A 25,242-nucleotide genomic window follows, 5' to 3' on the forward strand; every position below is an offset into this window, starting at 1 on the left:
ATTCGTCCGGGGGCGGCTGCGGGGCCATCGGGTGGCGGACGGGAAAGGCGTGTTCGTGCAGGGGTAGCTGCGGGATAGCCGGACGGGTGGGTGAGGGAGGCTCGTGCGTCCGGGGCTGACGCGGTTTGATCGGGCGCGCGGGAGAGAGGCTCGTGCGTCCGGGGGGGGCTGCGGGGTATTCGGGCGGGCGGACGGGAAAGGCCTGTTCGTGCAGGGGTGGATGTGGGGGGATCGGGTGGGTGGGTGGGAAATGCTTGTTCGTCCAGGTGAGGATGCGGGGCAAACGGGCGGGTGGGTGGGAAAAGGGTGTTCGCCCCCACCCCGGAGGGGAAAGCGCTGTCCAAGGCGCCCCCGCCCGAGAAAGGCGTGAGCTGCGGCACACCTGCCGTAAAGTTGGCGCCGGTCGATACCTGACCGCGGCAGATCGGAAGGGCAGCAGGCGTGACCGTCGACGACACGGGCTCCGGCACGGGTGCATCCCCCGGCCCCGACGGTGAGCCCGGACGTACCGCAGGGGCCGCCACAGACGCGTTCGACTCGATGGACCCCGGGGACGAGAAGCCGGGGGATACGGAGAAGGACCCCCTGGCCCTGCGCCTCGAAGGGCTGATCCTCGGCGCGGACCGCCGCTACACCCCGTTCCAGGCGGCCCGCAGCGCCGGCGTCTCGATGGAGCTGGCATCCCGCTTCTGGCGGGCCATGGGCTTCCCCGACATCGGCCAGGCCAAGGCCCTGACCGAGGCCGACGTCCTCGCGCTGCGCCGCCTCGCGGGCCTCGTCGAGGCGGGCCTGCTCAGCGAGGCGATGGCGGTGCAGGTGGCCCGGTCGACCGGGCAGACCACCGCCCGCCTGGCCGAATGGCAGATCGACTCCTTCCTGGAGGGCCTGACGGAGCCGCCCGAACCGGGCATGACGCGCACCGAGGTCACGTATCCGCTGATAGAGCTGCTCCTGCCCGAGCTGGAGGAGTTCCTCGTGTACGTGTGGCGGCGCCAGCTCGCCGCCGCCACCGGCCGGGTCGTACAGGCCGCGGACGACGAGGAGATGGTCGACCGGCGCCTCGCCGTCGGGTTCGCCGACCTCGTCGGCTTCACGCGGCTCACCCGCCGCATGGAGGAGGAGGAACTCGGCGAGCTCGTCGAGGCCTTCGAGACCACGGCGGCGGACCTGGTCGCGGCGCACGGCGGACGGCTCATCAAGACGCTGGGCGACGAGGTGCTGTACGCCGCCGAGAACGCGGGCGTCGCCGCGGAGATCGCGCTGCGTCTCATCGAGACCATGGCCAACGACGAGACGATGCCCGAGCTGCGCGTCGGCATCGCGTTCGGCACGGTCACGACGCGGATGGGCGACGTCTTCGGCACGACGGTGAACCTCGCGAGCCGCCTCACGTCGATAGCGCCCAAGGACGCGGTCCTGGTGGACGGCGCGCTCGCCGAGGAACTGACGCGGACGGGCGATGCGCCCGCCTCCGAGACCGAGGCGGCGGAGGCGGCCGAGCAGGCGGAGAAGGAGGGCACGGAGCCCCCCTCGTACCGCTTCGCCCTGCAGCCGATGTGGCAGCGGCCCGTACGAGGCCTCGGCGTCGTCGAGCCCTGGCTGCTGGCCCGGCGCAGCTGACGGTTTTTTCCCGCTCGGCCACCCGATTGCCCCGTGGCGGTGGCATGATCCGCAGGGCGTCCGGGTAACGGGCGTTAACCGGACGTGGAGGCAGTCATGGGTGGCGAGCAGGGCGGCGAGCAGCGGTACGGGGACTTCGTCGGGGTCAGGCGGCACGACCACGTCGCCGAGCTCGTCCTCGACCGGCCCAAGGCCATGAACGCGGTGTCCACGGACATGGCCCGCTCCATCGGCTCGGCCTGCGCCGCCCTCGCCGAGGACCGTGACGTCCGCGTCGTGGTCGTCACGTCCACCCATGAGCGGGCCTTCTGTGTCGGCGCCGACCTGAAGGAGCGCAATTCCTTCTCCGACGCCGAGTTGGTGCGTCAGCGGCCCACGGCGCGGGCTGCCTACACCGGCGTACTCGAACTGCCCGTGCCGACCGTCGCGGCCCTGCACGGCTTCGCGCTCGGCGGCGGGTTCGAGCTGGCGCTCGCCTGCGACCTCATCGTCGCCGACCCGACCGCCGTGGTCGGGCTCCCCGAGGTGTCGGTCGGCGTGATCCCGGGCGGCGGCGGCACGCAGCTGCTGCCGCGCCGCGTGGGTGCCGCGCGGGCCGCCGAGCTGATCTTCACCGCGCGGCGTCTGGAGGCGGCCGAGGCGCGGGAGTTGGGCCTCGTCGACCAGCTGGTGGGCGAGGGCGAGGACCGTACGGAGGCGCTCGCGCTCGCCGCGCGGATCGCCGCGAACTCGCCCGTCGGGCTGCGCGCCGCCAAGCGTGCCCTGCGGCTCGGGCACGGGCTCGACCTGCGGGCCGGTCTTGAGGTCGAGGACGCGGCCTGGCGCTCGGTGGCCTTCTCCGGTGACCGGGCGGAGGGCGTCGCCGCGTTCAACGAGAAGCGGAAGCCGCAGTGGCCCGGGGAGTGAAGTGGGAATGACGCGGGCGTGAGGTGTGAGGTGGGTCCGGGGAGGGGCCCACACGCTGCGTAATGTTCCAAACGCCCAAAATGCCGTATATCTCCTAGCCTAGGGAGATGGGAGAGGATGCACGGCTGCGGGCCGTGGTCGTGCTGGCTCAGGGGATGGCCGCCGCGCACACTCCGCGTGAGTCCTGGCGGGCGGCAGCGCGCGGCGCGTGCCGTGCGCTGTCCGGGAGTTTCGCGGCCCTGTCCGTCTGGGAGCGTGACCTCGGACGGCTGAGGGTGCTCGTGAACGTGGGCGAACGGGCCGAGGGGGAGGAAGAGTTCCCGGAGCGTGAGGCGTATCCGGTGAACGAGTTCCCGGAGATCACCGAGTTCCTGCACGAGCGCTGGGCGGGCGGGGGTGAGCCGCATGCCTGGGTCGAGACGGCGCGGGGGCCCTCGGAGGCGACGGCCCCCGGCTACTGCCACCAGCGTGTGGCCGCGTTGCGCAGGCGTGGCCGTGGCTGCTGCGTGGTCGCGCCGATCGTGCTGCACGGGCGGGCGTGGGGCGAACTGTATGTGGCGCGGCCGGTGGGGGCGGCCCCCTTCGGGCGCGCGGACGCGGACTTCGCGACGGTGCTGGCCTCGGTCGTGGCGGCGGGCATCGCGCAGACGGAGCGCCTCGAGGAAGCGCGCCGGCTCGCCTTCACCGACGCGCTGACGGGCCTCGCCAACCGGCGTGCGGTCGATCTGCGGCTCGAGGAGGCGGTGGATCGGCACCGGGCCGAGGGGACCGTGGTGAGTCTGGTCGTGTGCGACGTGAACGGGTTGAAATGGGTCAACGACACCCAGGGGCACGCGGTCGGTGACCGGCTGCTCGAACGTTTCGGCTCGGTGCTTTCCCTGTGCGGGGCGATGTTGCCGGGGACGTTGGCCGCGCGGCTCGGTGGCGATGAGTTCTGCCTGCTCTCGGTGGGTCCCTCGGCCGATGAGGTGGTGCGGGTGGCGGATGAACTGTGCGTACGGGCGGCTGAGTTGGAGCAGGGGGACGGGGTCGCGTGCGGGGTCGCCTCCACGGAGGACCCGATCGGTGAGGTGCGGTCGGCCCGCCGCCTGTTCCGCCTCGCGGACGCGGCCCAGTACCGCGCGAAGGCCGCGCGTGCGGCGAAGCCGGTGGTTGCGGGGCGCGAGGGGGCGGACGATCCGGTGGTGCGGCTCGCGGACTCCGCGGGGGCGCGTCCCGCTGGGGAGAGGCGGCGGTTTCGGGGGAGGGGGTGAGGGGGCTGGGCGTGTGTGTTGACCGCGGCCCGGTGGGGGTTGGTCGCGCAGTTCCCCGCGCCCCTTATCCCGCGCCGCCGTGGGGGTTGCTCGCGCAGTTCCCCGCGCCCCTTATCCCGCGCCGCCGTGGGGGCTGGTCGCGCAGTTCCCCGCGCCCCTGAAGGGCCCCGTAACAGGCTCACCCTGTATTCGACCGTGACACTTGGCGATTCAGTCCGTACGCTGCTGAATATGGATATGCATACCGTGGTCCTGGGGACGTCCGGGACGTCCGCTGCGGACGTTATTGCTGTTGCGCGCGGGAACGCTCGTATCGAGCTGTCGGGTGAAGCCGTGGCCGCCCTTGCTGCCTCGCGTGAGATCGTCGACGCCCTCGCGGCCAAGCCCGAGCCCGTCTACGGCGTGTCGACCGGCTTCGGCGCGCTCGCCACCCGGCACATCGGCCCGGACCTCCGCGCCCAGCTGCAGCGCAACATCGTGCGCTCGCACGCGGCCGGGATGGGCCCGCGCGTGGAGCGCGAGGTCGTGCGCGCGCTGATGTTCCTGCGGCTCAAGACGGTCTGCTCCGGCAGGACCGGCGTACGCCCCGAGGTCGCGCAGACCATGGCCGACGTGCTGAACGCGGGCATCACGCCCGTCGTCCACGAGTACGGCTCCCTCGGTTGCTCCGGCGACCTCGCCCCCCTCAGCCACTGCGCGCTCACGCTCATGGGCGAGGGCGACGCGGAAGGGCCCGACGGTGAGCTGAAGCCGGCCGGTGAACTGCTCGCCGCGCACGGCATCACCCCCGTGGAGCTGCGCGAGAAGGAGGGCCTGGCCCTCCTGAACGGCACCGACGGCATGCTCGGCATGCTGGTGATGGCCCTCGCCGACCTCGACGCCCTCTACAAGTCCGCCGACGTCACCGCGGCCCTCACCCTGGAGGCGCTCCTCGGCACCGCCAAGGTCCTCGCCCCCGAGCTGCACGCCATCCGCCCGCACCCGGGCCAGGGCGTCTCCGCCGCCAACATGCTCGCCGTTCTTCAGGGTTCGGAGCTGACCGGCCACCACCAGGACGACGCGCCGCGCGTCCAGGACGCGTACTCGGTGCGGTGCGCCCCGCAGGTCGCGGGCGCGGGCCGGGACACCATCGCCCACGCCCGTACGGTCGCCGAACGCGAGCTGGCCGCCGCCGTCGACAACCCCGTCGTCCTGCCCGACGGCCGAGTCGAGTCCAACGGCAACTTCCACGGCGCCCCGGTCGCGTACGTCCTGGACTTCCTCGCCATCGCCGCGGCCGACCTCGGCTCCATCGCCGAGCGCCGCACCGACCGGCTGCTCGACAAGAACCGCTCGCACGGCCTGCCGCCGTTCCTCGCGGACGACGCGGGCGTGGACTCGGGCCTGATGATCGCCCAGTACACGCAGGCGGCGCTGGTGAGCGAGATGAAGCGCCTCGCCGTCCCGTCGTCGGCCGACTCGATCCCGTCCTCCGCGATGCAGGAGGACCACGTGTCGATGGGCTGGTCCGCGGCCCGCAAGCTCCGTACCGCCGTCGACAACCTGACCCGCATCGTCGCCATCGAGCTGTACGCGGCGACGCGCGCGGTCGAGCTCCGCGAGGGCCTCACCCCGGCCCCGGCGACGCGCGCGGTCATCGAGGCGGTCCGCAAGGCGGGCGTCCAGGGACCGGGCCCCGACCGCTTCCTCGCCCCCGATCTGGCGGCGGCGGACGAGTTCGTGCGCTCCGGCGCGCTGCTCGCCGCGGTGGAGCCGGTGACGGGCCCGCTGGCCTAGCGGCGTCGTCCGTACGTCAAGGAGGGGTGCTGCCAGGTTCTGGCGGCACCCCTCCTCGTACGTGACCGCGGATCAGTCGCGGTCGACGTGCTCACGGGTGATGCCGCCCTTGACCGCGTCGATCTCGAAGTCGGTCTTGTTCCAGTCGTCGGTGACGACGTCGACGGACCAGACGAGCGCCTTGGCGTCGTTGTCGTCCAGGCCGATCGACGTGACCGTGCCCTTCTTCTTGTCCGTCGCGGCCTTGGCGGCCTGCTCCGGCGTCTGCTTGACGCGGGACAGCCAGTCGGCCGTCTCCTTCTTGTCGTCGGCGTCCTGGTCCTTGTCGGGCGCGGAGCTGATCACCTTGCCCGAGACCGCGTCGATGCGGACGTCGTGCACGGTGCCGTCCTTCTCGGCGACCTCGGCGACCCACTGCGGGCCCGCGGAGCTGCCGCTCGGGCTGGGACTCGCGCTGGGGCTGGCGCTGGGGCTCGCGCTCGCGGCGTCATCGTCGTCGCCGTCGTCGTCCTTGTCGTCGTCGACGCCCTCAAGGTCGAGGTCGGTCAGCTTGCCGCCCGGGACCTTGCCCACCGCGGCGGAGGCCGCCTTGTCGTAGGTGACCTTGGTGTCGGCGAGCAGCGCCTTGCGCTCCTGCTGGTCCTGCGTGAGGGACGCGCTGGCCGTGGGGCTCTCCGAGGGCGCCTCCTTGGGGACGGTCTTCGCCGCCTTGGAGGTCGCCTCGTCGGACGCCTTGTCGCTGTCCGACCCGCAGCCCGTCACCAGCGCCGCCGATGCCGCGACGGCGCACAGGGCGCTCACGAGACGAAGACGGCGGGCGCGGGGGGTCTTGGATGTGTTGTGCCGGGGCTCGAATCTCATACCGCATGCCTAGCCCTCGCCCCGTGCGCGGCCATGTTGCCGCGCTGCCAGGTCACCCAACTGCCCGGCCTCAGTAGGCGGGTCCCTGTCGTTCCCGGCGGACCGAGAACGCGACGAAGCCCGCGCCGAGACCCAGGAACGCCGTCCCGCCGATCAGGTACGGGGTCGTGTCGACGCCCGCGCCGGTGTCGGCGAGGCGGTCGTCCGAGGCTGTGGCGGCGGTGTTCTCCGAGTTCAGCGTCGCGCGGCGCTGTTCGGTGTGGACGACCCGGGAGGAGTCTGGGGCCTCCGCGGATCTGAACGTCGCCGTCGCATTCGCGGAAGGAACGAACCACAGGGCGCCGAGAAGGGTCCCGGCGGCAGTGGCGGTGAGCAGCGATCGACGTGCGGACACGGAATCGGATCCCCCTTGTGGCGCTGGCGAATTGGCCGTGTGGGGCGATGGTAATGAAAGGCGCGGGTCGCGGGAAAGTCGCGGGGGTCATGGGTCGTACGCTCCGACCCATGAGCACATCAGAGTCATCACGTTTTGTACGTCTCCGCGTCGAATTGGTGGTCGAGGTCGACGACTCCGGCGAGCTGACCTCGTCGGCCCTGCGCCGTATCGCGGAGGACGAGCACATGCCCGCCGAGGAGCGGCTGCACGCCGAGACGGCCGTCAAGGAGGACGACGCGGAGGCGCTCGCCTATCTGGTGGACCCCTTCGACCTGGTCAGCGGGGTGCCGGGGGTGGAGCTCTCGCAGGCCTCCTGGAGCAGCGAGCAGATCGACTACGACCCCGATTCGCCGGACTGGGACCCGGACGAGGATGATGACGACGAGGACGACGACACGGCCGGGGAAGTTGTGGCCGGGGGCGGTGGCCGGGGGTTGTAGACGGTGGACGGAAAGTAGTACGTCTACCGGACGGAAAAAACGGAACCCGTAGCCCCGGACGGCAACCGCCGCCCGGGGTTCCGTCGTCTCAGAGGTGCACGGCTGTCACCGGCGCACCGTATGACGTGGTGTTCCCCACATCTTCCGCAGAAGTGGAACGGGACGAACCGGGCAGGACGTTATGCGGGATTACGGGGACTCCCGGCGTTCTTGGCGTGTTGGGGATTTCGGCAACGATGGAGAAGCGTGTGATGACGGACAGTAGGCGGCGGCGCGGACGGCGCAAGGGTCTTGCGGCCGTGTCCGCTCTGGTCGGCGGCGTCCTTGTGCTCTCGGCCTGCAGCGGTGACGACGGCGACAAGAGCAGTGCCGGCGGCGGCAAGGAGTCGCAGAACCAGGTCGACGAGGCCGCTGCCAAGAAGACCTCCGAGGCCGACATCAAGATCGCGCCAAAGGACGGCTCCGACAACGCGAGCATCAACAGCGCGGCCAAGGTCACGGTGAGCAAGGGTTCGCTCACGGACGTCACGATGACGACCGAGACCGGCGCCGCGGTCGAGGGACAGATAGCGGCCGACAAGAAGAGCTGGAAGCCCAGCGGCCAGCTGGAGCGGGCGACGACGTACAAGATCTCCGCCACCGCCAAGGACTCCGACGGCCGCAAGGCGCACGAGAACTCGAAGTTCACGACGGTCTCGCCGAACAACAGCTTCATCGGGAACTTCACGCCCGAGGACGGCTCCACGGTCGGCGTGGGCATGCCGGTGTCGATCAACTTCGACAAGGCGATCACGAACAAGAAGGATGTTCAGTCGAACATCAAGGTGTCGTCGAGCAGCGGCCAGGAAGTCGTCGGCCACTGGTTCGGCAACAACCGCCTGGACTTCCGCCCCGAGGACTACTGGCAGGGCAACTCCACGGTCACCATGAAGCTGGCCCTGGACGGTGTCGAGGGCGCGGACGGCGTCACCGGCGTCCAGGAGAAGACGGTCCAGTTCAAGATCGGCCGTAACCAGGTCTCCGTCGTCGACGCCAAGACCAAGCAGATGAAGGTCATGCGGGACGGCAAGGTCATCAAGACCATCCCGATCTCCGCGGGCTCGCCGGAGAACAAGACGTACAACGGCAAGATGGTGATCTCCGAGAAGTTCAAGGAGACCCGGATGAACGGCGCGACGGTCGGCTTCACGGACGACGACGGCAAGGGCGAGTACGACATCAAGGACGTGCCGCACGCCATGCGTCTGTCGAACTCCGGCACGTTCATCCACGGCAACTACTGGGGCGCCAAGTCCATCTTCGGCGGCGCCAACACCAGCCACGGCTGCGTGGGCCTGGAAGACGCCAAGGGCGCGGGCGACAAGAGCACCCCGGGCGCCTGGTTCTACGACAACTCGATGGTCGGTGACGTCGTGGACGTCCGGAACACCGGCGACAAGACGGTCCAGCCCGACAACGGCTTCAACGGCTGGGTCATGGACTGGGCGCAGTGGAAGGCCGGTTCGGCCGTCTAGGACAGCCTGCCCGGAAAGACGCACCTCGCGGCCCGCACCCCTCAACGGGGGTGCGGGCCGCCGCCGTTGAGGCTTCTCATGCTTCTCTTATGCCGCCCTTATCCGTTCATCACGGTGCGTACCTAGCTTCACGCACATGTTCTTCACCTACCTGCGGCGCGAGCTGCGCCGCCGCAGAAAAGCGGCCCTCGTCGTGGCCTCCGGTCTCGCGCTCGGCATCGCGCTCGTCATCGTCGTCAGCTCCGTGTCGTCCGGCATGGAGCAGGCGCAGGGCAAGGTCCTTCAGTCGCTCTACGGCCTCGGCACCGACATGACCGTCACCAAGGCGGCCACCCCGCCCGAGGAGGGCGGCGGACAGGCCGGGCGCCCGCGCTTCAAGTTCGACGCCAAGGACGCCGAGGACGGCAAGGAGCAGAGCAGCGACCGCGTCATGGTGCAGGGCTTCGAGACCCTCTCCTCGTCCACCGTCACGAAGGTCGGCCGGCAGAGCGGGGTCGCGGACGCTGTGGGCGGGCTGAGCCTGCAGGTCATGAAGGTGAACGGACAGTTCGAGCGCGGTGAGTTCGAGCAGGCGCCCGGCTCCACCGGCAAGGCGCAGCCGCCCGGCGGCGCCGGCGGTGACCAGCAGCAGGGGCGGGTGCGCGGCGGTGGCGCCGACTTCGACGTCGACTCCTACAGCGTCTACGGCACGGACGTCGGCAAGCTCGACCTGGGCCCGCTGACCTCCTCGAAGATCAGCGCGGGGCGTACGTTCACGGGGTCGGAGGCCGACGCCGGGGTGGCCGTCGCCGACGCCTCGTACGCCAAGGAGAAGAAGCTCTCCGTCGGCGACAGCGTCACCATCTCCGGCACCAAGATCAAGGTCGTCGGCATCGCGACCCCCGACAGCGGGGACGCGGCGGCCGATCTCTACCTTCCGCTCAAGCGCGCGCAGACCCTCGCCGACTCGAAGAACAAGATCACCACGGTGTATGTGAAGGCCGCCGACTCGCAGCGGATCGACGCGGTCAAGAGCGCCATCCAGAAGAACGTCTCCGGGACGACCGTGACCACGTCGGCCGACCTCGCCGACACCGTCTCGGGCTCGCTCTCCACCGCGTCCGACCTCGCCTCCAGCGTCGGAAAGTGGCTGTCCATGGCCGTGCTCGTCGCGGCCTTCCTGGTCGCGGGACTGCTCACGTCGTCCGCCGTCAGCCGTCGCGTACGGGAATTCGGCACCCTGAAGGCGCTCGGCTGGAAGAGCGGCCGGGTCACCCGGCAGGTCATCGGCGAGGCGGTCGTCAACGGCCTGGTGGGCGGCGTGCTCGGCATCGCCGTCGGCCTCGGCGGCGCGTATGTGGTGACGGCGATCAGCCCCACCCTGACGGCGGAACTCGGCTCGGCGGGCGGCCAGTCGGGCGGCGGCCCCGGTGGAGCCATGGGCGGCGGCCCCGGCGCCGCGCTCGGCGAATCGGCGTCCAAGGCCCTGGACATCTCGCTGACCGCGCCCGTCAGCGCCACCACCATCGCGCTCGCCGTCGGCCTCGCCGTGGCCGGTGGTCTCGTCGCGGGCGCCTTCGGCGGCTGGCGCGCCTCGCGGCTGCGGCCCGCGGACGCCCTGCGCCGCGTCGAGTAGGCGGCCCGAGCGAACCCCGCCGTGCCGCCAACCCCCTTACGTATCGCAGGAGTCACAGCATGTATCAGCTCAAGGGCGTCACCAAGCAGTACCGCAGGGGCAAGGAGACCGTCGACGCGCTCGCCGGGGTCGACCTGGCCATCGGCGACGGTGACCGGCTCGTCATCCAGGGCCCGACCGGCGGCGGCAAGTCCACGCTCCTGCAGATGCTCGGCGGGCTCGACCGGCCGACGTCCGGCAGCGTCGAACTCGACGGCGTCGACCTGGCCGCACTGCCCGAGGCACGCCTCACCAAGGTGCGCGCCGAGTCCATCGGCTTCGTCTTCCAGTCCTTCAACCTGATCCCCACCCTCAGCGCCCAGGAGAACGTCGAGACGGCCCTGGTCCCGCTGGGCCTCGGCGCCGCGGACCGCCGCGAGCGTGCCGCCGAAGCCCTGGCCTCCGTGGGCCTCGGCGAACGCCGCAGCCATCTGCCCGCCGAGCTCTCCGGCGGCCAGCAGCAGCGCGTGGCCATCGCGCGCGCCCTGGTCAAGCGGCCGAAGGTGCTGCTCGCCGACGAGCCGACCGGCAACCTCGACGAGTCGATGCGCGACGAGATCATGGAGCTGCTCGAAGGGCTCTGGACGGAACACGGCCTGACGTTCGTGATGGTCACGCACGACAGCGCCATCGCGCGGAAGGCGCCGCGGCTCGCGACGATAAAGCGCGGCAGGATCAAGGTCACCGAACGCGCCGACCGCTGAACCCACTTCGGCCAACTCGTCACTTCTGACGCACTATTGAGCAGATGTTCGACCCTGGGCAATACTTCCTCGTCCAGGGGCGAGAGCCCCTTGACCTCCAGGGGGAGACTTGCGCAGAAAAGTGAAGAGAGCCTATGGGGCCACGATCGCCACAGCGGCGGCCGTGGCCCTCGCCGCGGGCATGACCAGCCCGGCGTCGGCGGCGAAGCAGTCGCCGGACGAACTGGCGGCAGCCGCGAAGTCGGCGGGCCTCACGAGCGCCGAACGGACCACGCACCGCATCACCCTCATCACCGGCGACCGCGTCACCGCCGACGCCAAGGGCCGCGTCACCGCCTTCGAGCGGGCGAAGGGGCGGGAGGGGATACCCGTGCAGACCAAGCGCGTCGGCGGTCACAGCCTCGTGATCCCGGCCGACGCGCAGCGCCTGATAGCCGCCGGCAAGCTCGACCAGCGGCTCTTCGACGTCACCGAGCTGAGCAAGAAGGACAACCGCAAGGCCCAGAAGAAGGGCCTGAAGCTGATCGTCGGTTACAAGGGATCGGCCGCCGGGGCCAGGGCCGATGTGCGCGCCGCGGGTGACACCACGGTCCGCAGGACCCTGAAGTCCCTCAACGCCGACGCCATCACGACGCCGAAGCAGGACGCCACCGACCTGTGGTCGGCACTCGTCGCCGACAAGGGCGGCGCCACCGCGTCCGGCGTCAGCCGCGTATGGCTGGACGGCGTCCGCAAGGCGAGCCTCGACAAGAGCGTGCCGCAGATCGGCGCCGACAAGGCGTGGGCGGCCGGCTTCGACGGCAAGGGCGTCAAGGTCGCCGTCCTGGACACCGGCGTCGACGCCACGCACGCCGACCTGAAGGACCAGGTCGTCGCCGAGAAGAACTTCACGCCGGCGGCGGACGCCAAGGACCGCTACGGCCACGGCACCCACGTCGCCTCCATCGCGGCAGGCACCGGCGCGAAGTCGGGCGGCAAGCTCAAGGGCGTGGCACCCGGCGCCAAGCTCCTGAACGGCAAGGTCTTGGACGACGGCGGCTCCGGCGACGACTCCGGGATCATCGCGGGCATGGAGTGGGCGGCCGAGCAGGGCGCCGACATCGTGAACCTGAGCCTGGGCGGCGGCGACACCCCCGGCATCGACCCGCTCGAGGCCGAGGTCAACAAGCTCTCCGCGGACAAGGGCATCCTCTTCGCGATCGCGGCGGGCAACGACGGGTCGCCCGGCAGCGTCGGCTCCCCGGGCAGCGCGGACGCCGCCCTCACTGTCGGCGCCGTCGACGACAACGACAAGCTCGCCGACTTCTCCAGCCAGGGCCCGCGCGTCGGTGACGGCGCCATCAAGCCCGACGTCACCGCCCCCGGCGTGGACATCACCGCCGCCGCGGCACCCGGCAGCGTCATCGACCAGGAGGTCGGCCAGAAGCCCGAGGGCTATCTGACGATCTCCGGTACGTCGATGGCGACCCCGCACGTGGCGGGCGCCGCCGCGCTGCTCAAGCAGCAGCACCCGGACTGGAAGTACGCGGAGCTCAAGGGCGCCCTCACCGCTTCCACCAAGGGCGGCAAGTACACGCCGTTCCAGCAGGGTTCGGGCCGTATCGCCGTCGACAAGGCCATCAAGCAGTCGGTGATCGCCGAGCCGGTGTCGCTCTCCTTCGCCACCCAGGCGTGGCCGCACACCGACGACAAGCCCGTCACGAAGAAGGTGACGTACAAGAACCTCGGCAAGGAGGACGTCACCCTCGACCTGTCCGTGACGGGCACGAACCCCAAGGGCGCCCCGGCTCCCGCGGGCTTCTTCAAGCTCGGCGCGAAGACGGTGAAGGTCCCCGCGGGCGGCAGCGCCTCGGTCGACCTGACCACCGACACCAAGCTCGGCGGAACGGTCGACGGCGCCTACTCCGCGTATGTCGTGGCGACCGGCGGCGGGCAGTCCGTGCGCACGGCGGCCGCGGTCGAGCGCGAGGTCGAGTCGTACGAGCTGACGCTGAAGCACATCGGGCGTGACGGCCAGGCCCCGAAGTACTACGACAGCGACCTGGAGGGCATCTCCGGGCTCGCCTCGCAGAAGTCCTACAACCCGTTCGACGCCTCCGGCACGGTCAAGCTCCGTGTCCCCAAGGGCGGTTACGTGCTGAACACCGGCATGTACGCCGACCCGCGGGACTTCACCAAGGGCGCCGACTGGATCGCCCAGCCGAAGCTGAGCGTCACCAAGGACACGACGGTCACGCTGGACGCCCGCAAGACGAAGCCGGTCGACATCACCGTCCCGGCGGCGGACGCCAAGCCGTACTTCGCCTCACCCGAGTTCTCGATCGACACGCCGCACACCGGCTACTCCTTCGGCTGGTGGCTCGACGGCGGATACACCAACTTCCGGTCCGCGCACCTGGGTCCGCAGGTCACCGACGGCTCGCTGTACCAGCAGTGGGACGGGCACTGGGTGAAGGGTGACAACGCCGAGTACAACACCGTGGCCGGCGGCAAGGTCAAGCAGGTGGCGACCGGCTACACCAAGCACTACAAGGCGTCCGAGCTGGCCACGGTGAAGGCGAACCTGGGTGCGTCGGCCAAGGGCAAGAAGGGCACGTTCAACGCCATGGGCTGGCTGCCCGACAGCTCGGGCGGCTCCTCCATCGGCATCCCGACCCAGCTGCCCGGCACCCGGACGCTGTACCTGTCCACGGCCGACGACGTGAAGTGGAACATGGACTTCGAGCAGCAGTCCGGGGTCGACCCGGACGGCTGGCCGGTCCTCGACGCGGTCTACACGCTGGGCGCGGCGCAGCAGTTCGCGGCGGGCAAGAGCTACGAGAAGACGTTCAACACGGCCGTCTTCGGCCCGCGCATCGGCGGCAACTACGGCGTCTTCCGGCAGGACAACGACATCTACGGCAATCTGCCGCTGTTCGCCGACGGCAAGACGCACGCGGGCTCCTCGCTCTACACGTCGGTGAAGACGACCCTCTACAAGGGCGCCACCAAGATCGGCGAGAACGAGGACCCGCTGGTCGGCAGCGCCGCGTTCAAGGTCCCGGCGGCCGAGGCGGAGTACAAGCTGTCGACGTCCGTGAAGCGCAGCGTCAAGGTCGCCGCGGCCTCCACGCGCATTGACGCGAGCTGGACATTCCGCTCCAAGAAGGCCGACAACGCGAAGCTGCCGCTCTCCACGGCGCGGTTCGCCGCGGCGGTCGACCTGAGCAGCAGGGCCAAGGCCGGCGAGACCCAGTCCGTGCCGGTGACGGTGCAGGGCGCGGCCGCGGGCTCGAACCTCAAGTCCCTTGCCGCGTACGTGTCGTACGACTACGGCCAGACCTGGAAGAAGGCCACCGTCAGCGGCGGCAAGATCAAGGTCAAGAACCCGGCCGCGGGCAAGGGGATCTCCTTCCACGCCAAGATCACGGACAAGAAGGGGAACAAGTCGACGCTGTCGATCTACAACGCCTACTACGGCAAGTAGTTCAGCGGCTGAACAGGTCAGCGGATGTACCAGTGCGGTCCCCGCGCCCCCCCAGGAGCGCGGGGACCGCTGCGTGTACCCCTACGCGTAGAGCGAACTGGCCGTCACATCACCGGAGTTGTCGAACAAGGTGGAGCCGGGAGCGCGCGTCCCGGCTCCACCCACCGCAGAGGAAGCCGACGTCACATGACCGCCCACACCGTCGAGTACATCCGTTACCGCATACCGCCCGAGCGCTCCGCGGAGTTCCTCTCCGCCTACACCCGCGCCGCCGCCCCGCTCGCCGCGGCCCCGCAGTGCGTCGACTTCGAACTGGCCCGCTGCGAGGAGGACTTCGAGCACTACATCCTCCGCATCACCTGGACGTCGACCAAGGACCACCTGGAGGGCTTCCGCCGCTCGGAGCTCTTCCGCGACTTCTTCGCGGAGATCCGCCCGTACGTCGAGAACATCGAGGAGATGCGCCACTACACGCCCACCGCCGTACGCGGCACGGGCGCCTCGACACCGACCCTCTACACGTGGGCGGGCGGCGAGGAGAACCTCGCGCGGCTGACCGAGGTCTTCTACGAGAAGGTGCTCAAGGACGACCTCCTCGCCCCGCTCTTCGAGGGCCTGCCCGCCGAGCATGCCCGGCACGTCGCCCAGTGGCTCGGCGAGGTCTTCGGCGGCCCGGACACCTACTCCGCGGAGCACGGCGGGCACACCCAGATGGTCGGCAAACACCTCGGCAAGGGCATCAGCGAGCCGCAGCGCCGCCGCTGGGTCAACCTGATGCAGGACGCGGCGGACGACGCGGGCCTGCCGACGGACGCCGAGTTCCGCTCCGCCTTCCTCGCCTACGTCGAGTGGGGCACCCGCCTCGCGGTCTACTTCTCGGGCCCCGACGCGACCCGCCCCACCGACCAGCCGGTGCCGCTGTGGAACTGGGGCGCGGCGCCCCCGTACCAGCCCTGAGGGCCGGTGCGGCAGGCGTCCCGGGGGAGGCGGTCTACTTCTCCGCGCCCGGAACGCCCGCCGCACCGGTACGCGTCGCGTCCGCGCCCCAGCTGGCAAGCAGCCGCAGCGCCTCGGCCGACGCCGAGTCCGGCTCCGCGTGGTACGTCATCAGTGACTGATCGTGGTCGTCGGGCAGCCGCAGAGTCTCGAACGACAACGTCAGGTCGCCCACCAGGGAGTGGTGCAGGCGCTTGACGCCGTGGCCCTTCTCCCGCACGTCATGCGTGGCCCACAGGCTCCGGAACTCCTCGCTCTTCACGGAGAGCTCACCGACCAGGGCCGACAGCAGCGGGTCGTTCGGATAGCAGCCCGCGTCCATCCGCAGATAGCTCACGATGTCCGACGCCTTCTGCTCCCAGTCCCGGAACATCACGCGCGACTCCGGCCGCAGAAAACAGATCCGCGCCCAGTTCCGCTCCTCGGGCGCCAGCGCGCCCCAGTCGCCGAAGAGCGCCGCCGCCATGCGGTTCCAGCCGAGGATGTCCGTGCGGCGGCCCGCCACATACGCGGGGATGCCGTCCATCGCGTCCATGAGCTGCAGCAGCGCCGGCCGCACGCGCTGCGGGCGGACCGCGCGCTTCTTCTTGTGCTGCGTCGGCTTCGCCAGGTGCGTCAGATGGGCGTGCTCGGCGTCCGTGAGGCGCAGGGCGCGCGCGATCGCGTCCAGGACCTCGCCCGACACATTGCGGCCGTTGCCCTGCTCAAGGCGGGTGTAGTACGCCACGGACACCCCAGCGATCTGCGCCAGCTCCTCGCGGCGCAGCCCCGGCACCCGCCGGTGCCGCCCGAAGTTCGGCAGGCCGACGTCCTCCGGCTGCAGCCGGGCCCTGCGGGTGCGCAGGAACTCGCTGAGCTCGGCCCGGCCGTCGAGGGGCTCGGGGGCGGGGGAGTGCGCGGCCTGATCGTCCATGCTTCCCAGTATCAGGGCTCGCGGGCGCGGCAGCCTGTCCCCGCCAGTAGTAGGACCACTGGACGTAGGCAGAGCTGTGACCTGGGTAGATGCTCGCGAGGCTGGCACGGTTGATGGCATGACCGCACAGACCAGCACCACCACCGTTTCCGCTTACGCCGCCCCGTCCGCCAAGGCCCCCCTGGAGCGGACCACCATCCCGCGCCGCCCGGTGGGCGAGACCGACGTGCTGATCGAGATCCAGTACGCCGGAATCTGCCACTCGGACATCCATCAGGCCCGCGACGGCTGGGGTGAGGGCATCTTCCCGATGGTCCCGGGCCACGAGATCGCCGGTGTCGTCGCCGAGGTCGGCTCCGCCGTCACCAAGTTCGCCGTCGGCGACCGCGTGGGCGTCGGCTGCATGGTCGACTCCTGCCGCGAGTGCGAGAACTGCAAGGCCGGCCTCGAGCAGTACTGCGACAAGGGCAACGTCCAGACGTACAACGCCCTCGGCAAGGACGGCGAGCCGACCTACGGCGGCTACTCCAGCGCCGTGGTCGTGGACGAGGCGTTCACCCTCCGCATCCCCGACGGCCTCTCCCTCGACGTCGCCGCCCCCCTGCTGTGCGCCGGCATCACCACGTACTCCCCGCTCCACCGCTGGAACGCGGGCCCCGGCAAGAAGATCGCCGTCGTCGGCCTCGGCGGTCTCGGCCACATGGCCGTCAAGATCGCGCACGCCATGGGCGCCGAGGTCACCGTCCTCTCGCAGTCCCTGCGCAAGAAGGACGACGGCCTGCGCCTGGGCGCCGACCACTACTACGCGACCAGCGACGAGGCCACCTTCGAGCAGCTCGCGGGCTCCTTCGACCTGATCCTCTCGACGGTCTCCGCGCCGCTGCCCCTGGACAAGTACCTGGGCCTGCTGCGCTCCGAGGGCGCCTTCGTGAACGTCGGCGCCCCCGAGGAGCCGGTCTCGCTCAACCTGTTCTCCGTCATCGGCGGCGGCAAGACCCTCGCCGGCTCCATGATCGGCGGCATCCGGGAGACCCAGGAAATGCTGGACTTCTGCGCCGAGCACGGCCTGGGCTCGGAGATCGAGCTGATCGAGGCGAGCCAGATCAACGAGGCGTACGAGCGTGTCCTCGCCAGCGACGTGCGCTACCGCTTCGTGATCGACGCGGCCACGATCTGAGCCGTCCGTGGCCTGAACCCGACTCGTCCCGCGGCCCTAGGACCCATTGCGCACCAGGTGGGGGCCTGGTGGCGGATGCCAGGGGTGTGACCCGTACCTAGTGTGGTGGGTGTCGACGGGGGCACTCACCACACCAGGTACGGGAAGAGGTCGCACGATGTCCATCTCGCTCAACCACACCATCGTCACCGCGAAGGACAAGAAGGCATCCGCTCAGTTCCTCGCCGACATCCTCGGCCTCGAAGTGAGCCCGCAGTACGGCCCGTTCCTCCCCGTCGAGATCCCGAACGGCGTCACGCTGGACTACATGGAGAGCAGCGGCGGAGCGATCACGTCCCAGCACTACGCCTTCCTGGTCTCCGAGGACGAGTTCGACACCATCTTCGGGCGGATCAAGGACGCGGGGCTCACGTTCTGGGCCGACCCGGGCCACACGGCCGTGAACGAGATCAACACCAACGACGGTGGCCGGGGCGTCTATTGGGAGGACCCGGACCGCCACAGCCTGGAGATCCTCACGAGGCCGTACGGCAGCGGGAGTTAAGCCCCCGTCGTTCCCTTCAAGCCCGTTCCTCCGCGAGGAAACCGAGCACGAGCGGCGTCGCGACGTCCGCGAACTCCTCGAAGTACGCGTGCCGCGCACCGGGGACGAGTCGCATCCGGGCCCCGGGGATGCGCTCTGTGAGCAGCGGCGCGTTGGCGGCCGGGTTGAACACGTCGTCGGTGCCGTGCACGACGAGGGTCGGCGCCGTGATCCGCGGCAGCGCGTCCCAGGCGTCGTGCCGGGCGCTGGCCCGCAGATGGCGGCGGCGGGCGTGCGGGGGCATGTCCGGATCGCCGAGCGTGTGGAACACGGGCTTCTCGGGCCCGCGCTCCCGCTCGGCGATCCAGGCCGGGGTGTACATCAGCTCCTTCAGGGCGCGGTGCGCCGCCGCCGGATCGCCCTGGGTGAGGGCCGCGCGCACCTCGGGCCCGCGCTCGACGCCGTGCGGCGCCCCCGGCGACGTACAGCCGAGGACGAGCCGGTCGACCCGCTCAGGATGGTCGGCGGCGATCCACTGACCGACCCGGCCGCCCATCGACGTGCCGTACACATGGGCGCGGTCGATGCCCGCGTGGTCGAGCACGGCGATGACGTCGCGGGCGAAGCCGGGCGTGCTGTAGCTGTCGGTGTCGGGGCGGCCGCTCCCGCCGGTGCCGCGCCAGTCGAGTACGACGGTCCGGTACGCGGCGGCGAAGTCGTCCCGCACCGGGTCCCACCAGCGGCGGCTGTTGGATTGCCCGCTGAGCAGGACCAGGGGCCGGCCGGAGCCGTGGATCTCGTAATGCAGGGCGGTGCCGTCGGCGGCTTCAGCGAGGGGCATGGGGTGAACGGTAGCCACCGGCCGCCCTCGGCCTCCTCGCCGGGGCGACAGGCCCTAGGGTGCCGGGATGACCGGGACATCCATCGAGGTACCAGAGGACTTCGCGCTCGGCACGGTCCAGCGGGAGGGCGAGCGGGGCCGGGCGTGGCTCGCGACGCTGCCAGGGCTGGCCGCCGAGCTGCTCGGGCGCTGGGACTGCGAGCCGGCCGGGGCGGCCACACATGGGCAGGTCGGCGTCGTCGTCCCCGTGCGACGGCGGTACGACGGGACGCCCGCCGTCCTGAAGATCTCCTTCCCGCACCCCGGCAACGTCTACGAGCCGCACGCCTTCGCGGTGTGGTCGGGCCGCGGCGCGGTCCGCCTGTACGAGCGGGACGACGCACGGTTCGCGATGCTGCTTGAGCGGGCGGGGGCGGGTGCGGAGGCCGGGTCGGGCGGGAGTTCGCCGGCCGGGGGTTCGCTCGCCGACGTCGAGGACACCGACGAGGCGGTGGCCGTGGCCGGACGCCTGGCGCGCCGCCTCGCCGTGCCCGCCCCCGCCGGGCTGCCGCGGATGAGCTCGCTCGTGGCCGAGTGGGAGTGCGAACTGCGCGAAGAGGACAGGGAGTTGGGCTCCCCTCTGCCTTCACGCGTGGTGGCAGCGGCGATCGAGACCGTACGCGACCTCGGCACGGACCAACCGGACACCCTGATCCACGGCGACCTGCACTTCACCAACGTACTGAGGTCGGAACGCGAACCCTGGCTGGCCATCGACCCCAAGGGTTACGTCGGCGACCCCGCGTACGACTCGATCACCCTGTTGCGCTCCCGCTTCGAGCCCCTGCTCACCGCACCCGACCCGCGCGCCGCCGCCCTGCGCCGCCTCGCCGTCTTCGCCGACGCGGCCGAGGTGGACCGTGAACGGGCCAGGCGGTGGGCGCAGGCGCGGGCGGTGACGGCGGCGCACTGGGGGCTGCGGCACGGGGACCCCGCGTGGGTGATCAAGGCGACGGAGGCGCTGGCGGAAGCGTTGACGTGAGGTGTGGCGGGCGGGAGGCGGCGGTTCGTGAGGCGTTCGCCGGGGGCGGAACGCTGATCACTGCCCCGGAGGCCGGGTGGCTTCTACCCTGGGAGGGTGAGCAGCCAAGAGCGTTCCCATGACCCGGAGCAGGCCCCGAAGACGGAGCGGCAGGCCCGCGTCATCCCCTTGCGTCCACGCACAACTCCCGTGCCACCGACGGCGAAAGAGCCCCTGTGGCGGAACGTGGTCGGTGACGTGCTGCGCCGCGAGCGCCTCGCCCAGGAGCGGACGCTCAAGGATGTCGCCGAGGCGGCCCGCATCTCGATGCCGTACCTCTCCGAGCTGGAGCGCGGCCGCAAGGAGGCTTCGTCCGAAGTCCTCGCGGCCGGCGCCCGCGCGCTGGGATTGAGCCTGGCGGACCTCCTCTCCCTGACCCAGGCGGAGTTGACGCGCTACACGCAGCAGGCGCAGCGCACGCGGTCGACGCGCCCGAGCCAGGGAGACATCCGCCTGGCGGCGTAGACAGGGCTGGCGCTAGGGCTACGCCGCGGAGGCGAGCGCCCGCCGACTGAGCACCTCGTCGGCCAGCCCGTACGCCACCGCGTCCTCGGCGGTGAACACCTTGTCGCGGTCCATGTCCGCGCGCAGGGTGGCGACGTCGTGCCCCGAGTGCCGGGACAGGACGTCCTCCACCTGCGAGCGGATCCGCAGCATCTCCTTGGCCTGGAGGCTGAGGTCGGAGACCGTGCCCTGCTGCCCGCCGGTCGCGGGCTGCCCGAGCAGAACGCGCGCGTGTTCGAGCACGAAGCGCCGCCCGGGGTCGCCGCCCGCGAGCAGCACGGCGGCGGTGGAGGCGGCCTGTCCGACGCAGAACGTCGAGATCGGGGCGCTGATGAAGCTCATGGTGTCGTAGATGGCCATGAGCGAAGTGAAGGAACCACCGGGCGAGTTGATGTAGACGGCGATCTCACGCTCGGGGTTCGACGATTCGAGATGGAGCAACTGCGCGATGACGACATTGGCCACGCCGTCGTCGATCTCGGTGCCGAGGAAGATGATCCGCTCGGAGAGCAGCCTGCTGAAGACGTCGTAGGCGCGTTCGCCCTGGGGGGTGCGCTCGACGACGGTGGGAATCGTGTACTGGCTCATGTCGGTCAGACCCCCAGTCCCATGCGCGGCTTGGAGGCCGCGGGCCGCACGTCGGCGAGCGAGTCGAGCACCTGGTCGACCATCCCGTACTCCTTGGCCTGCTCGGCGGTGAACCACCGGTCGCGGTCGCCGTCACGCGAGATGACGTCCTCGGTCTGCCCGGTGTGCTCGGCGGTGATCCGCTCGACGGACTTCTTCGTGAACTCCAGGTTCTCGGCCTGGATCGCGATGTCGGCGGTGGTCCCGCCGATGCCCGCGGACGGCTGGTGCATCATGATCCGCGCGTTGGGCAGGGCGTACCGCTTGCCCGCGGTGCCGACGGTCAGCAGGAACTGCCCCATGCTGGCGGCGAACCCCATGGCCAGGGTCGACACGTCGTTGGGGATCAGCCGCATGGTGTCGTAGATGGCGAGCCCGGCGGTGACGGACCCGCCCGGGCTGTTGATGTAAAGACTGATGTCGGTCCGCGGATCCTCGGCGGACAGCAACAACATCTGCGCGCACACGCGATTCGCGGAAACCTCGTCGACCTGCGTCCCGAGGAAGATGATCCGCTGGGTCAGCAACTGCGCGGCCAAATGATCATCAAACCGAGACGAGGGCGTCTCGCCCTCGGAGGCGTGCGGGGCCTTGACGATGGGTGGCATCGATCGTCCTCCAGACGGTGGGAGCGGCACACCTGCCGGCCGCTGTCCCACCACCTTCGAACGCCCCCACCCACCGCGTCAGAATTCTCGGCCCGCGGCAGATTCGCTGACGGCAGAGGGCCGCCGCGGGGCCAAGCCCGCCACGTCAGCCGTCGGAAGGCGCAGGCGCGATTCCCGTGGGGCAGGCGCGGCCCCAGTTTGTTTCCGAGGGGCTGTCCAGCTGTACGCCCGTGCCGCCGATTCCGCAGTAGCCGTCGGGGTTCTTGTCCAGATACTGCTGGTGGTAGCCCTCGGCCGGCCAGAACGGGCGGGGGGCCGCCGGCAGGATCGTTGTGGTGATCGTGCCGAGGTTCGCCGCGGTGAGTACCTGCTGGTACGCGTCCAGGGAGGCCACGGCCGCGGCCTCCTGGTCGGCGGAGTGGGTGTAGATCGCCGAGCGGTACTGGGTGCCCACGTCATTGCCCTGGCGGAAGCCCTGGGTGGGGTTGTGGGACTCCCAGAAGAGCTTCAGGAGTTCGGCGTACGAGACGACGGCCGGGTCGAAGACGACGCGGACCACCTCCGCGTGGCCGGTCAGGCCCGAGCAAACCTCCTCGTACGAAGGGTTCTCCGTGGAGCCGCCCTGATAGCCGACGTACGTCGTCCAGACGCCCTCCGTCTGCCAGAACTTGCGCTCGGCCCCCCAGAAACAGCCAAGACCGAAGTCCGCGATCTCCAGGCCCTCGGGGTAGGGGCCCAGGAGCGGGTTGCCGAGGACCGTGTGGCGGGACGGGACCTCGAATTCGGGGGTCGCGCGGCCCTTGAGGGCCTGCTCGGGGGTGGGGAGCTCGGGCGTACGGCCGAAGAGCATGGGGCTTTCCTCCAGGGGGGCGGGGCGGGGGCGGGCCGAGTGTCGTCGGGCCGGTGTGGGCGGGCGGCTATTCGTTTAACGTGCCTGGGCGTATTCGCATTCCTACGGCCGGCCCGCCCGCCCGCACGCGCCGCCTCAGTGCGACAGCGTCGCCGGGCTGCCGCCGTTCGCCTCGTACCCCGCCACCGCGAGCGCGCGGTACACCGCGTAGTCCGCGGCCGGGTCGGGGGAGACCGTCCAGGGCAGGGCGCCGACGTGGCCGTCCACGTGGATCAGCTGGTTCATCGCCTCGCCCCAGCGCTCGCTGCGGACCAGGAAGAAGACCAGGAGATGCCGCACGTGCGCCAGCATCGGGTCGTTGGGACGGGCCGAGTGCACCGCGTAGAGCGCGCCCTCGACGGCCTTGGTGACGACCTCGCTCTCGTAGAACCCGCGGACGAGGTTCACCTCGGGAAGGTGCTCGTACACCGCGAACAAGGGGGTCGCGGACAGCAGGGAGCCCTTGGGCGCACGGGCCGCCGCGGCCTCCGCGAAGTCGGCCGCCAGCTCGCGGGAGCCGTGCCACTTCTCGCACCAGTAGTGCAGGGCCGCGAGATGCGCCCCCATGTGGGCGGGCGCGCGGTCCAGGATCTTCAGCCACAGCTGCTCGAACTGCTCGCGCGAGTACGCGAGGCCACGCGCGATGGAGAGCTCGATGATGTACGGAATGGGGTCGCCGGGGGAGAGGAGCGCCGCCTGCGCGCAGGCCTCCCTCGCCTCCTCCAGGATGATCCGGAACTCGTCCGTCCCGGAGGTCGAGGACCGCCAGGCCTGCTGGACGAGGAACTCCGCGTGCACCGCGGCGCCGCCCGCGTCCTTGGGCGCCTCGGCCCGCCACACCCGCAGCCACTGCCCGCCGGGCTGGTCGCTGACCCCGCCGGGCCGCTGCTGCAGCTCGAGGGAGGCCGCGCCCGCGAACGCCTGCACGCGCTGCCAGCGCACCTCGCCGTGCACCTCCGTGCCCGCGAGCAGCTGCGAGGCCGCCTTCCAGCTCTGCGACTGCTGGACCACGTCGAGGACGTCCAGGAGGTCGTGGTCCGGGCCCGGCATGCGGATGTCCAGCTCCTCCTGACGCGCGAAGCCGTAGTCCGCCGGGTCCGCGGCGTCCGGCGAACCGGGCGCGACCTGGCGGATTCCGCCGCGCCTGCGCAGCAGGAACGGGCCGAGCACCGCCCCGATCATGATCGCCGCCATCAGCACCCAGAGAATCTCCATGAGTACAAGCGAACCAGACTGGTCTGACACTTGGCGAACCAGTCTCGAACTCGTCGGCTCTCCCCTCGTCCCGGACTAGGCTCTGGCCACATGAGTGACAGCTTCAGCAGCCAGTTCAGCAGCCAGAGTTTCGAGACCGTCGCGATCCACGCGGGCAACACCGCCGACCCGCTCACGGGCGCGGTCGTCCCGCCGATCTACCAGGTGTCGACGTACAAGCAGGACGGCGTCGGCGGTCTGCGCGGCGGCTATGAGTACAGCCGCAGCGCGAACCCCACCCGCACCGCCCTGGAGGAGAACCTGGCGGCCCTGGAGGGCGGCAGGCGCGGGCTCGCCTTCTCGTCGGGTCTCGCCGCCGAGGACTGCCTCCTGCGTACGCTGCTCGCTCCCGGCGACCACGTGGTCATCCCGAACGACGCGTACGGCGGCACGTTCCGGCTCTTCGCGAAGGTCGTGTCCCGGTGGGGCGTGGAGTGGTCGGTCGCCGACACCTCCGACCCGGCGGCGGTACGGGCCGCGGTGACCGACCGCACGAAGGCGATCTGGGTGGAGACCCCCTCCAACCCGCTGCTCGGCATCACGGACATCGCCGCCGTCGCGCAGGTCGCCAAGGAGACGGGGGCGCGGCTCGTCGTCGACAACACCTTCGCGAGCCCTTACCTGCAGCAGCCGCTCGCGCTGGGCGCGGACGTCGTCGTGCACTCCCTGACGAAGTACATGGGCGGGCACTCGGACGTCGTGGGCGGCGCCCTTGTCGTCGGCGACCCCGAGCTTGGCGAGGAGCTGGCGTACCACCAGAACGCGATGGGCGCGGTGGCCGGGCCCTTCGACGCGTGGCTGGTCCTGCGCGGCATCAAGACGCTGGCCGTCCGGATGGACCGGCACAGCGAGAACGCGACGAAGGTCGCCGAGATGCTGTCGCGGCACGCGCGCGTGACGCGTGTTCTCTACCCGGGGCTTCCGGAGCACCCCGGTCACGAGACCGCGGCCAAGCAGATGAAGGCGTTCGGCGGGATGGTGTCCTTCCAGGTCGCCGGGGGCGAGGAGGCCGCGGTGGCCGTCTGCGACCGCGCGAAGCTGTTCACCCTGGGGGAGTCGCTCGGTGGCGTGGAGTCCCTGATCGAGCACCCGGGGCGGATGACGCACGCCTCGGTGGTGGGCTCGGCCCTGGAGGTGCCGGCCGACCTGGTGCGGCTCTCCGTGGGCATCGAGTCCGCGGACGACCTGCTGGCCGATCTCCAGCAGGCGCTGGGCTAGAG

General features: G+C 70.8%; 23 protein-coding genes. 15 read left to right on the top strand and 8 right to left on the bottom strand.

Annotated elements, in window-relative coordinates:
* Positions 1 to 441 precede the first annotated feature (441 nt).
* The 4 genes from AB0I66_RS18380 to hutH all read left to right on the top strand — a co-directional run bounded on the left by AB0I66_RS18380 (position 442) and on the right by hutH (position 5,555).
* The gene (locus AB0I66_RS18380) at positions 442 to 1,620 is read left to right on the top strand and encodes an adenylate/guanylate cyclase domain-containing protein (RefSeq protein WP_363208900.1); all 1,179 of its coding nucleotides are present in this window, start codon (positions 442 to 444) and stop codon (positions 1,618 to 1,620) included.
* 96 nt (positions 1,621 to 1,716) lie between these two features.
* Complete coding sequence (locus tag AB0I66_RS18385) at positions 1,717 to 2,526, top strand: enoyl-CoA hydratase-related protein (protein ID WP_363208901.1); 810 nt, start codon at positions 1,717 to 1,719, stop codon at positions 2,524 to 2,526.
* A 107-nt stretch (positions 2,527 to 2,633) separates the two neighbouring features.
* Positions 2,634 to 3,779: a diguanylate cyclase gene (locus AB0I66_RS18390; protein ID WP_363208902.1), complete on the top strand. Its 1,146-nt coding sequence runs from the start codon at positions 2,634 to 2,636 to the stop codon at positions 3,777 to 3,779.
* A 237-nt stretch (positions 3,780 to 4,016) separates the two neighbouring features.
* Positions 4,017 to 5,555 (top strand): histidine ammonia-lyase, encoded by a 1,539-nt coding sequence (hutH, locus tag AB0I66_RS18395; RefSeq protein WP_363209387.1) that lies wholly within the window; start codon positions 4,017 to 4,019, stop codon positions 5,553 to 5,555.
* A gap of 72 nt (positions 5,556 to 5,627) precedes the next feature.
* Here hutH and AB0I66_RS18400 read toward each other — a convergent pair whose 3' ends face one another.
* Entirely contained in the window at positions 5,628 to 6,416 is a 789-nt protein-coding gene (locus AB0I66_RS18400) for a PepSY domain-containing protein (protein WP_363208903.1), read from the bottom strand.
* 70 nt (positions 6,417 to 6,486) lie between these two features.
* A complete protein-coding gene (locus tag AB0I66_RS18405; protein WP_363208904.1) occupies positions 6,487 to 6,810 on the bottom strand; it encodes a hypothetical protein in 324 nt (107 codons plus the stop codon).
* 110 nt (positions 6,811 to 6,920) lie between these two features.
* On the opposite strand from AB0I66_RS18405, the gene AB0I66_RS18410 reads away from it, so the two are divergent.
* The 6 genes from AB0I66_RS18410 (at position 6,921) to AB0I66_RS18435 (ending at position 15,587) form a co-directional block, all read left to right on the top strand.
* Positions 6,921 to 7,292, top strand: coding sequence for a hypothetical protein (locus tag AB0I66_RS18410; protein ID WP_363208905.1), 372 nt, complete (start codon positions 6,921 to 6,923; stop codon positions 7,290 to 7,292).
* Positions 7,293 to 7,543: 251 nt separating this feature from the next.
* Positions 7,544 to 8,806 (top strand): Ig-like domain-containing protein, encoded by a 1,263-nt coding sequence (locus AB0I66_RS18415; RefSeq protein ID WP_363208906.1) that lies wholly within the window; start codon positions 7,544 to 7,546, stop codon positions 8,804 to 8,806.
* Positions 8,807 to 8,942: 136 nt separating this feature from the next.
* The gene (locus AB0I66_RS18420; RefSeq protein WP_363208907.1) at positions 8,943 to 10,421 is read left to right on the top strand and encodes an ABC transporter permease; all 1,479 of its coding nucleotides are present in this window, start codon (positions 8,943 to 8,945) and stop codon (positions 10,419 to 10,421) included.
* Positions 10,422 to 10,480: 59 nt separating this feature from the next.
* Positions 10,481 to 11,164, top strand: coding sequence for an ABC transporter ATP-binding protein (locus tag AB0I66_RS18425; protein WP_363208908.1), 684 nt, complete (start codon positions 10,481 to 10,483; stop codon positions 11,162 to 11,164).
* A 121-nt stretch (positions 11,165 to 11,285) separates the two neighbouring features.
* Positions 11,286 to 14,630 (top strand): S8 family serine peptidase, encoded by a 3,345-nt coding sequence (locus AB0I66_RS18430; protein WP_363208910.1) that lies wholly within the window; start codon positions 11,286 to 11,288, stop codon positions 14,628 to 14,630.
* Positions 14,631 to 14,816: 186 nt separating this feature from the next.
* Positions 14,817 to 15,587, top strand: coding sequence for an antibiotic biosynthesis monooxygenase (locus tag AB0I66_RS18435; protein ID WP_363208911.1), 771 nt, complete (start codon positions 14,817 to 14,819; stop codon positions 15,585 to 15,587).
* 34 nt (positions 15,588 to 15,621) lie between these two features.
* Here the strand turns inward: AB0I66_RS18435 and AB0I66_RS18440 are convergent, their stop codons facing one another.
* Complete coding sequence (locus AB0I66_RS18440) at positions 15,622 to 16,539, bottom strand: helix-turn-helix transcriptional regulator (protein ID WP_363208913.1); 918 nt, start codon at positions 16,537 to 16,539, stop codon at positions 15,622 to 15,624.
* A 118-nt stretch (positions 16,540 to 16,657) separates the two neighbouring features.
* Between AB0I66_RS18440 and AB0I66_RS18445 the strand changes: the two genes are divergently transcribed.
* Both AB0I66_RS18445 and AB0I66_RS18450 read left to right on the top strand, forming a co-directional pair.
* Positions 16,658 to 17,716, top strand: a complete 1,059-nt coding sequence (locus AB0I66_RS18445; RefSeq protein ID WP_363208914.1) for an NAD(P)-dependent alcohol dehydrogenase — start codon at positions 16,658 to 16,660, stop codon at positions 17,714 to 17,716.
* Positions 17,717 to 17,873: 157 nt separating this feature from the next.
* Positions 17,874 to 18,260 (top strand): VOC family protein, encoded by a 387-nt coding sequence (locus AB0I66_RS18450; RefSeq protein WP_363208915.1) that lies wholly within the window; start codon positions 17,874 to 17,876, stop codon positions 18,258 to 18,260.
* 16 nt (positions 18,261 to 18,276) lie between these two features.
* On the opposite strand, the gene AB0I66_RS18455 is transcribed toward AB0I66_RS18450, so the two are convergent.
* On the bottom strand, positions 18,277 to 19,080 hold the full coding sequence (locus AB0I66_RS18455) for an alpha/beta fold hydrolase (protein WP_363208916.1): 804 nt from the start codon (positions 19,078 to 19,080) through the stop codon (positions 18,277 to 18,279).
* Between the two features lie 67 nt (positions 19,081 to 19,147).
* Here AB0I66_RS18455 and AB0I66_RS18460 point away from each other — a divergent pair, with 67 nt between their 5' ends.
* A complete protein-coding gene (locus tag AB0I66_RS18460) occupies positions 19,148 to 20,101 on the top strand; it encodes an aminoglycoside phosphotransferase family protein (protein WP_363208917.1) in 954 nt (317 codons plus the stop codon).
* A 162-nt stretch (positions 20,102 to 20,263) separates the two neighbouring features.
* Positions 20,264 to 20,605 (top strand): helix-turn-helix transcriptional regulator, encoded by a 342-nt coding sequence (locus AB0I66_RS18465; RefSeq protein WP_363209388.1) that lies wholly within the window; start codon positions 20,264 to 20,266, stop codon positions 20,603 to 20,605.
* Positions 20,606 to 20,623: 18 nt separating this feature from the next.
* Here the strand turns inward: AB0I66_RS18465 and AB0I66_RS18470 are convergent, their stop codons facing one another.
* The 4 genes from AB0I66_RS18470 to AB0I66_RS18485 form a co-directional block, all read right to left on the bottom strand.
* Positions 20,624 to 21,232, bottom strand: coding sequence for an ATP-dependent Clp protease proteolytic subunit (locus tag AB0I66_RS18470; RefSeq protein WP_363208918.1), 609 nt, complete (start codon positions 21,230 to 21,232; stop codon positions 20,624 to 20,626).
* Between the two features lie 5 nt (positions 21,233 to 21,237).
* On the bottom strand, positions 21,238 to 21,879 hold the full coding sequence (locus AB0I66_RS18475) for an ATP-dependent Clp protease proteolytic subunit (protein ID WP_363208919.1): 642 nt from the start codon (positions 21,877 to 21,879) through the stop codon (positions 21,238 to 21,240).
* Positions 21,880 to 22,024: 145 nt separating this feature from the next.
* Entirely contained in the window at positions 22,025 to 22,729 is a 705-nt protein-coding gene (gene msrA, locus AB0I66_RS18480) for a peptide-methionine (S)-S-oxide reductase MsrA (protein ID WP_363208920.1), read from the bottom strand.
* A gap of 135 nt (positions 22,730 to 22,864) precedes the next feature.
* Positions 22,865 to 23,983 carry a hypothetical protein gene (locus tag AB0I66_RS18485; protein WP_363208921.1) on the bottom strand — a complete coding sequence of 373 codons (1,119 nt, stop codon included), beginning with the start codon at positions 23,981 to 23,983 and terminating at the stop codon, positions 22,865 to 22,867.
* 90 nt (positions 23,984 to 24,073) lie between these two features.
* On the opposite strand from AB0I66_RS18485, the gene AB0I66_RS18490 reads away from it, so the two are divergent.
* Positions 24,074 to 25,240, top strand: a complete 1,167-nt coding sequence (locus AB0I66_RS18490) for a cystathionine gamma-synthase (RefSeq protein ID WP_363208922.1) — start codon at positions 24,074 to 24,076, stop codon at positions 25,238 to 25,240.
* Positions 25,241 to 25,242: the final 2 nt, after the last annotated feature.

Source organism: Streptomyces sp. NPDC050439 (genome assembly GCF_040655335.1).
Taxonomy (GTDB): domain Bacteria; phylum Actinomycetota; class Actinomycetes; order Streptomycetales; family Streptomycetaceae; genus Streptomyces.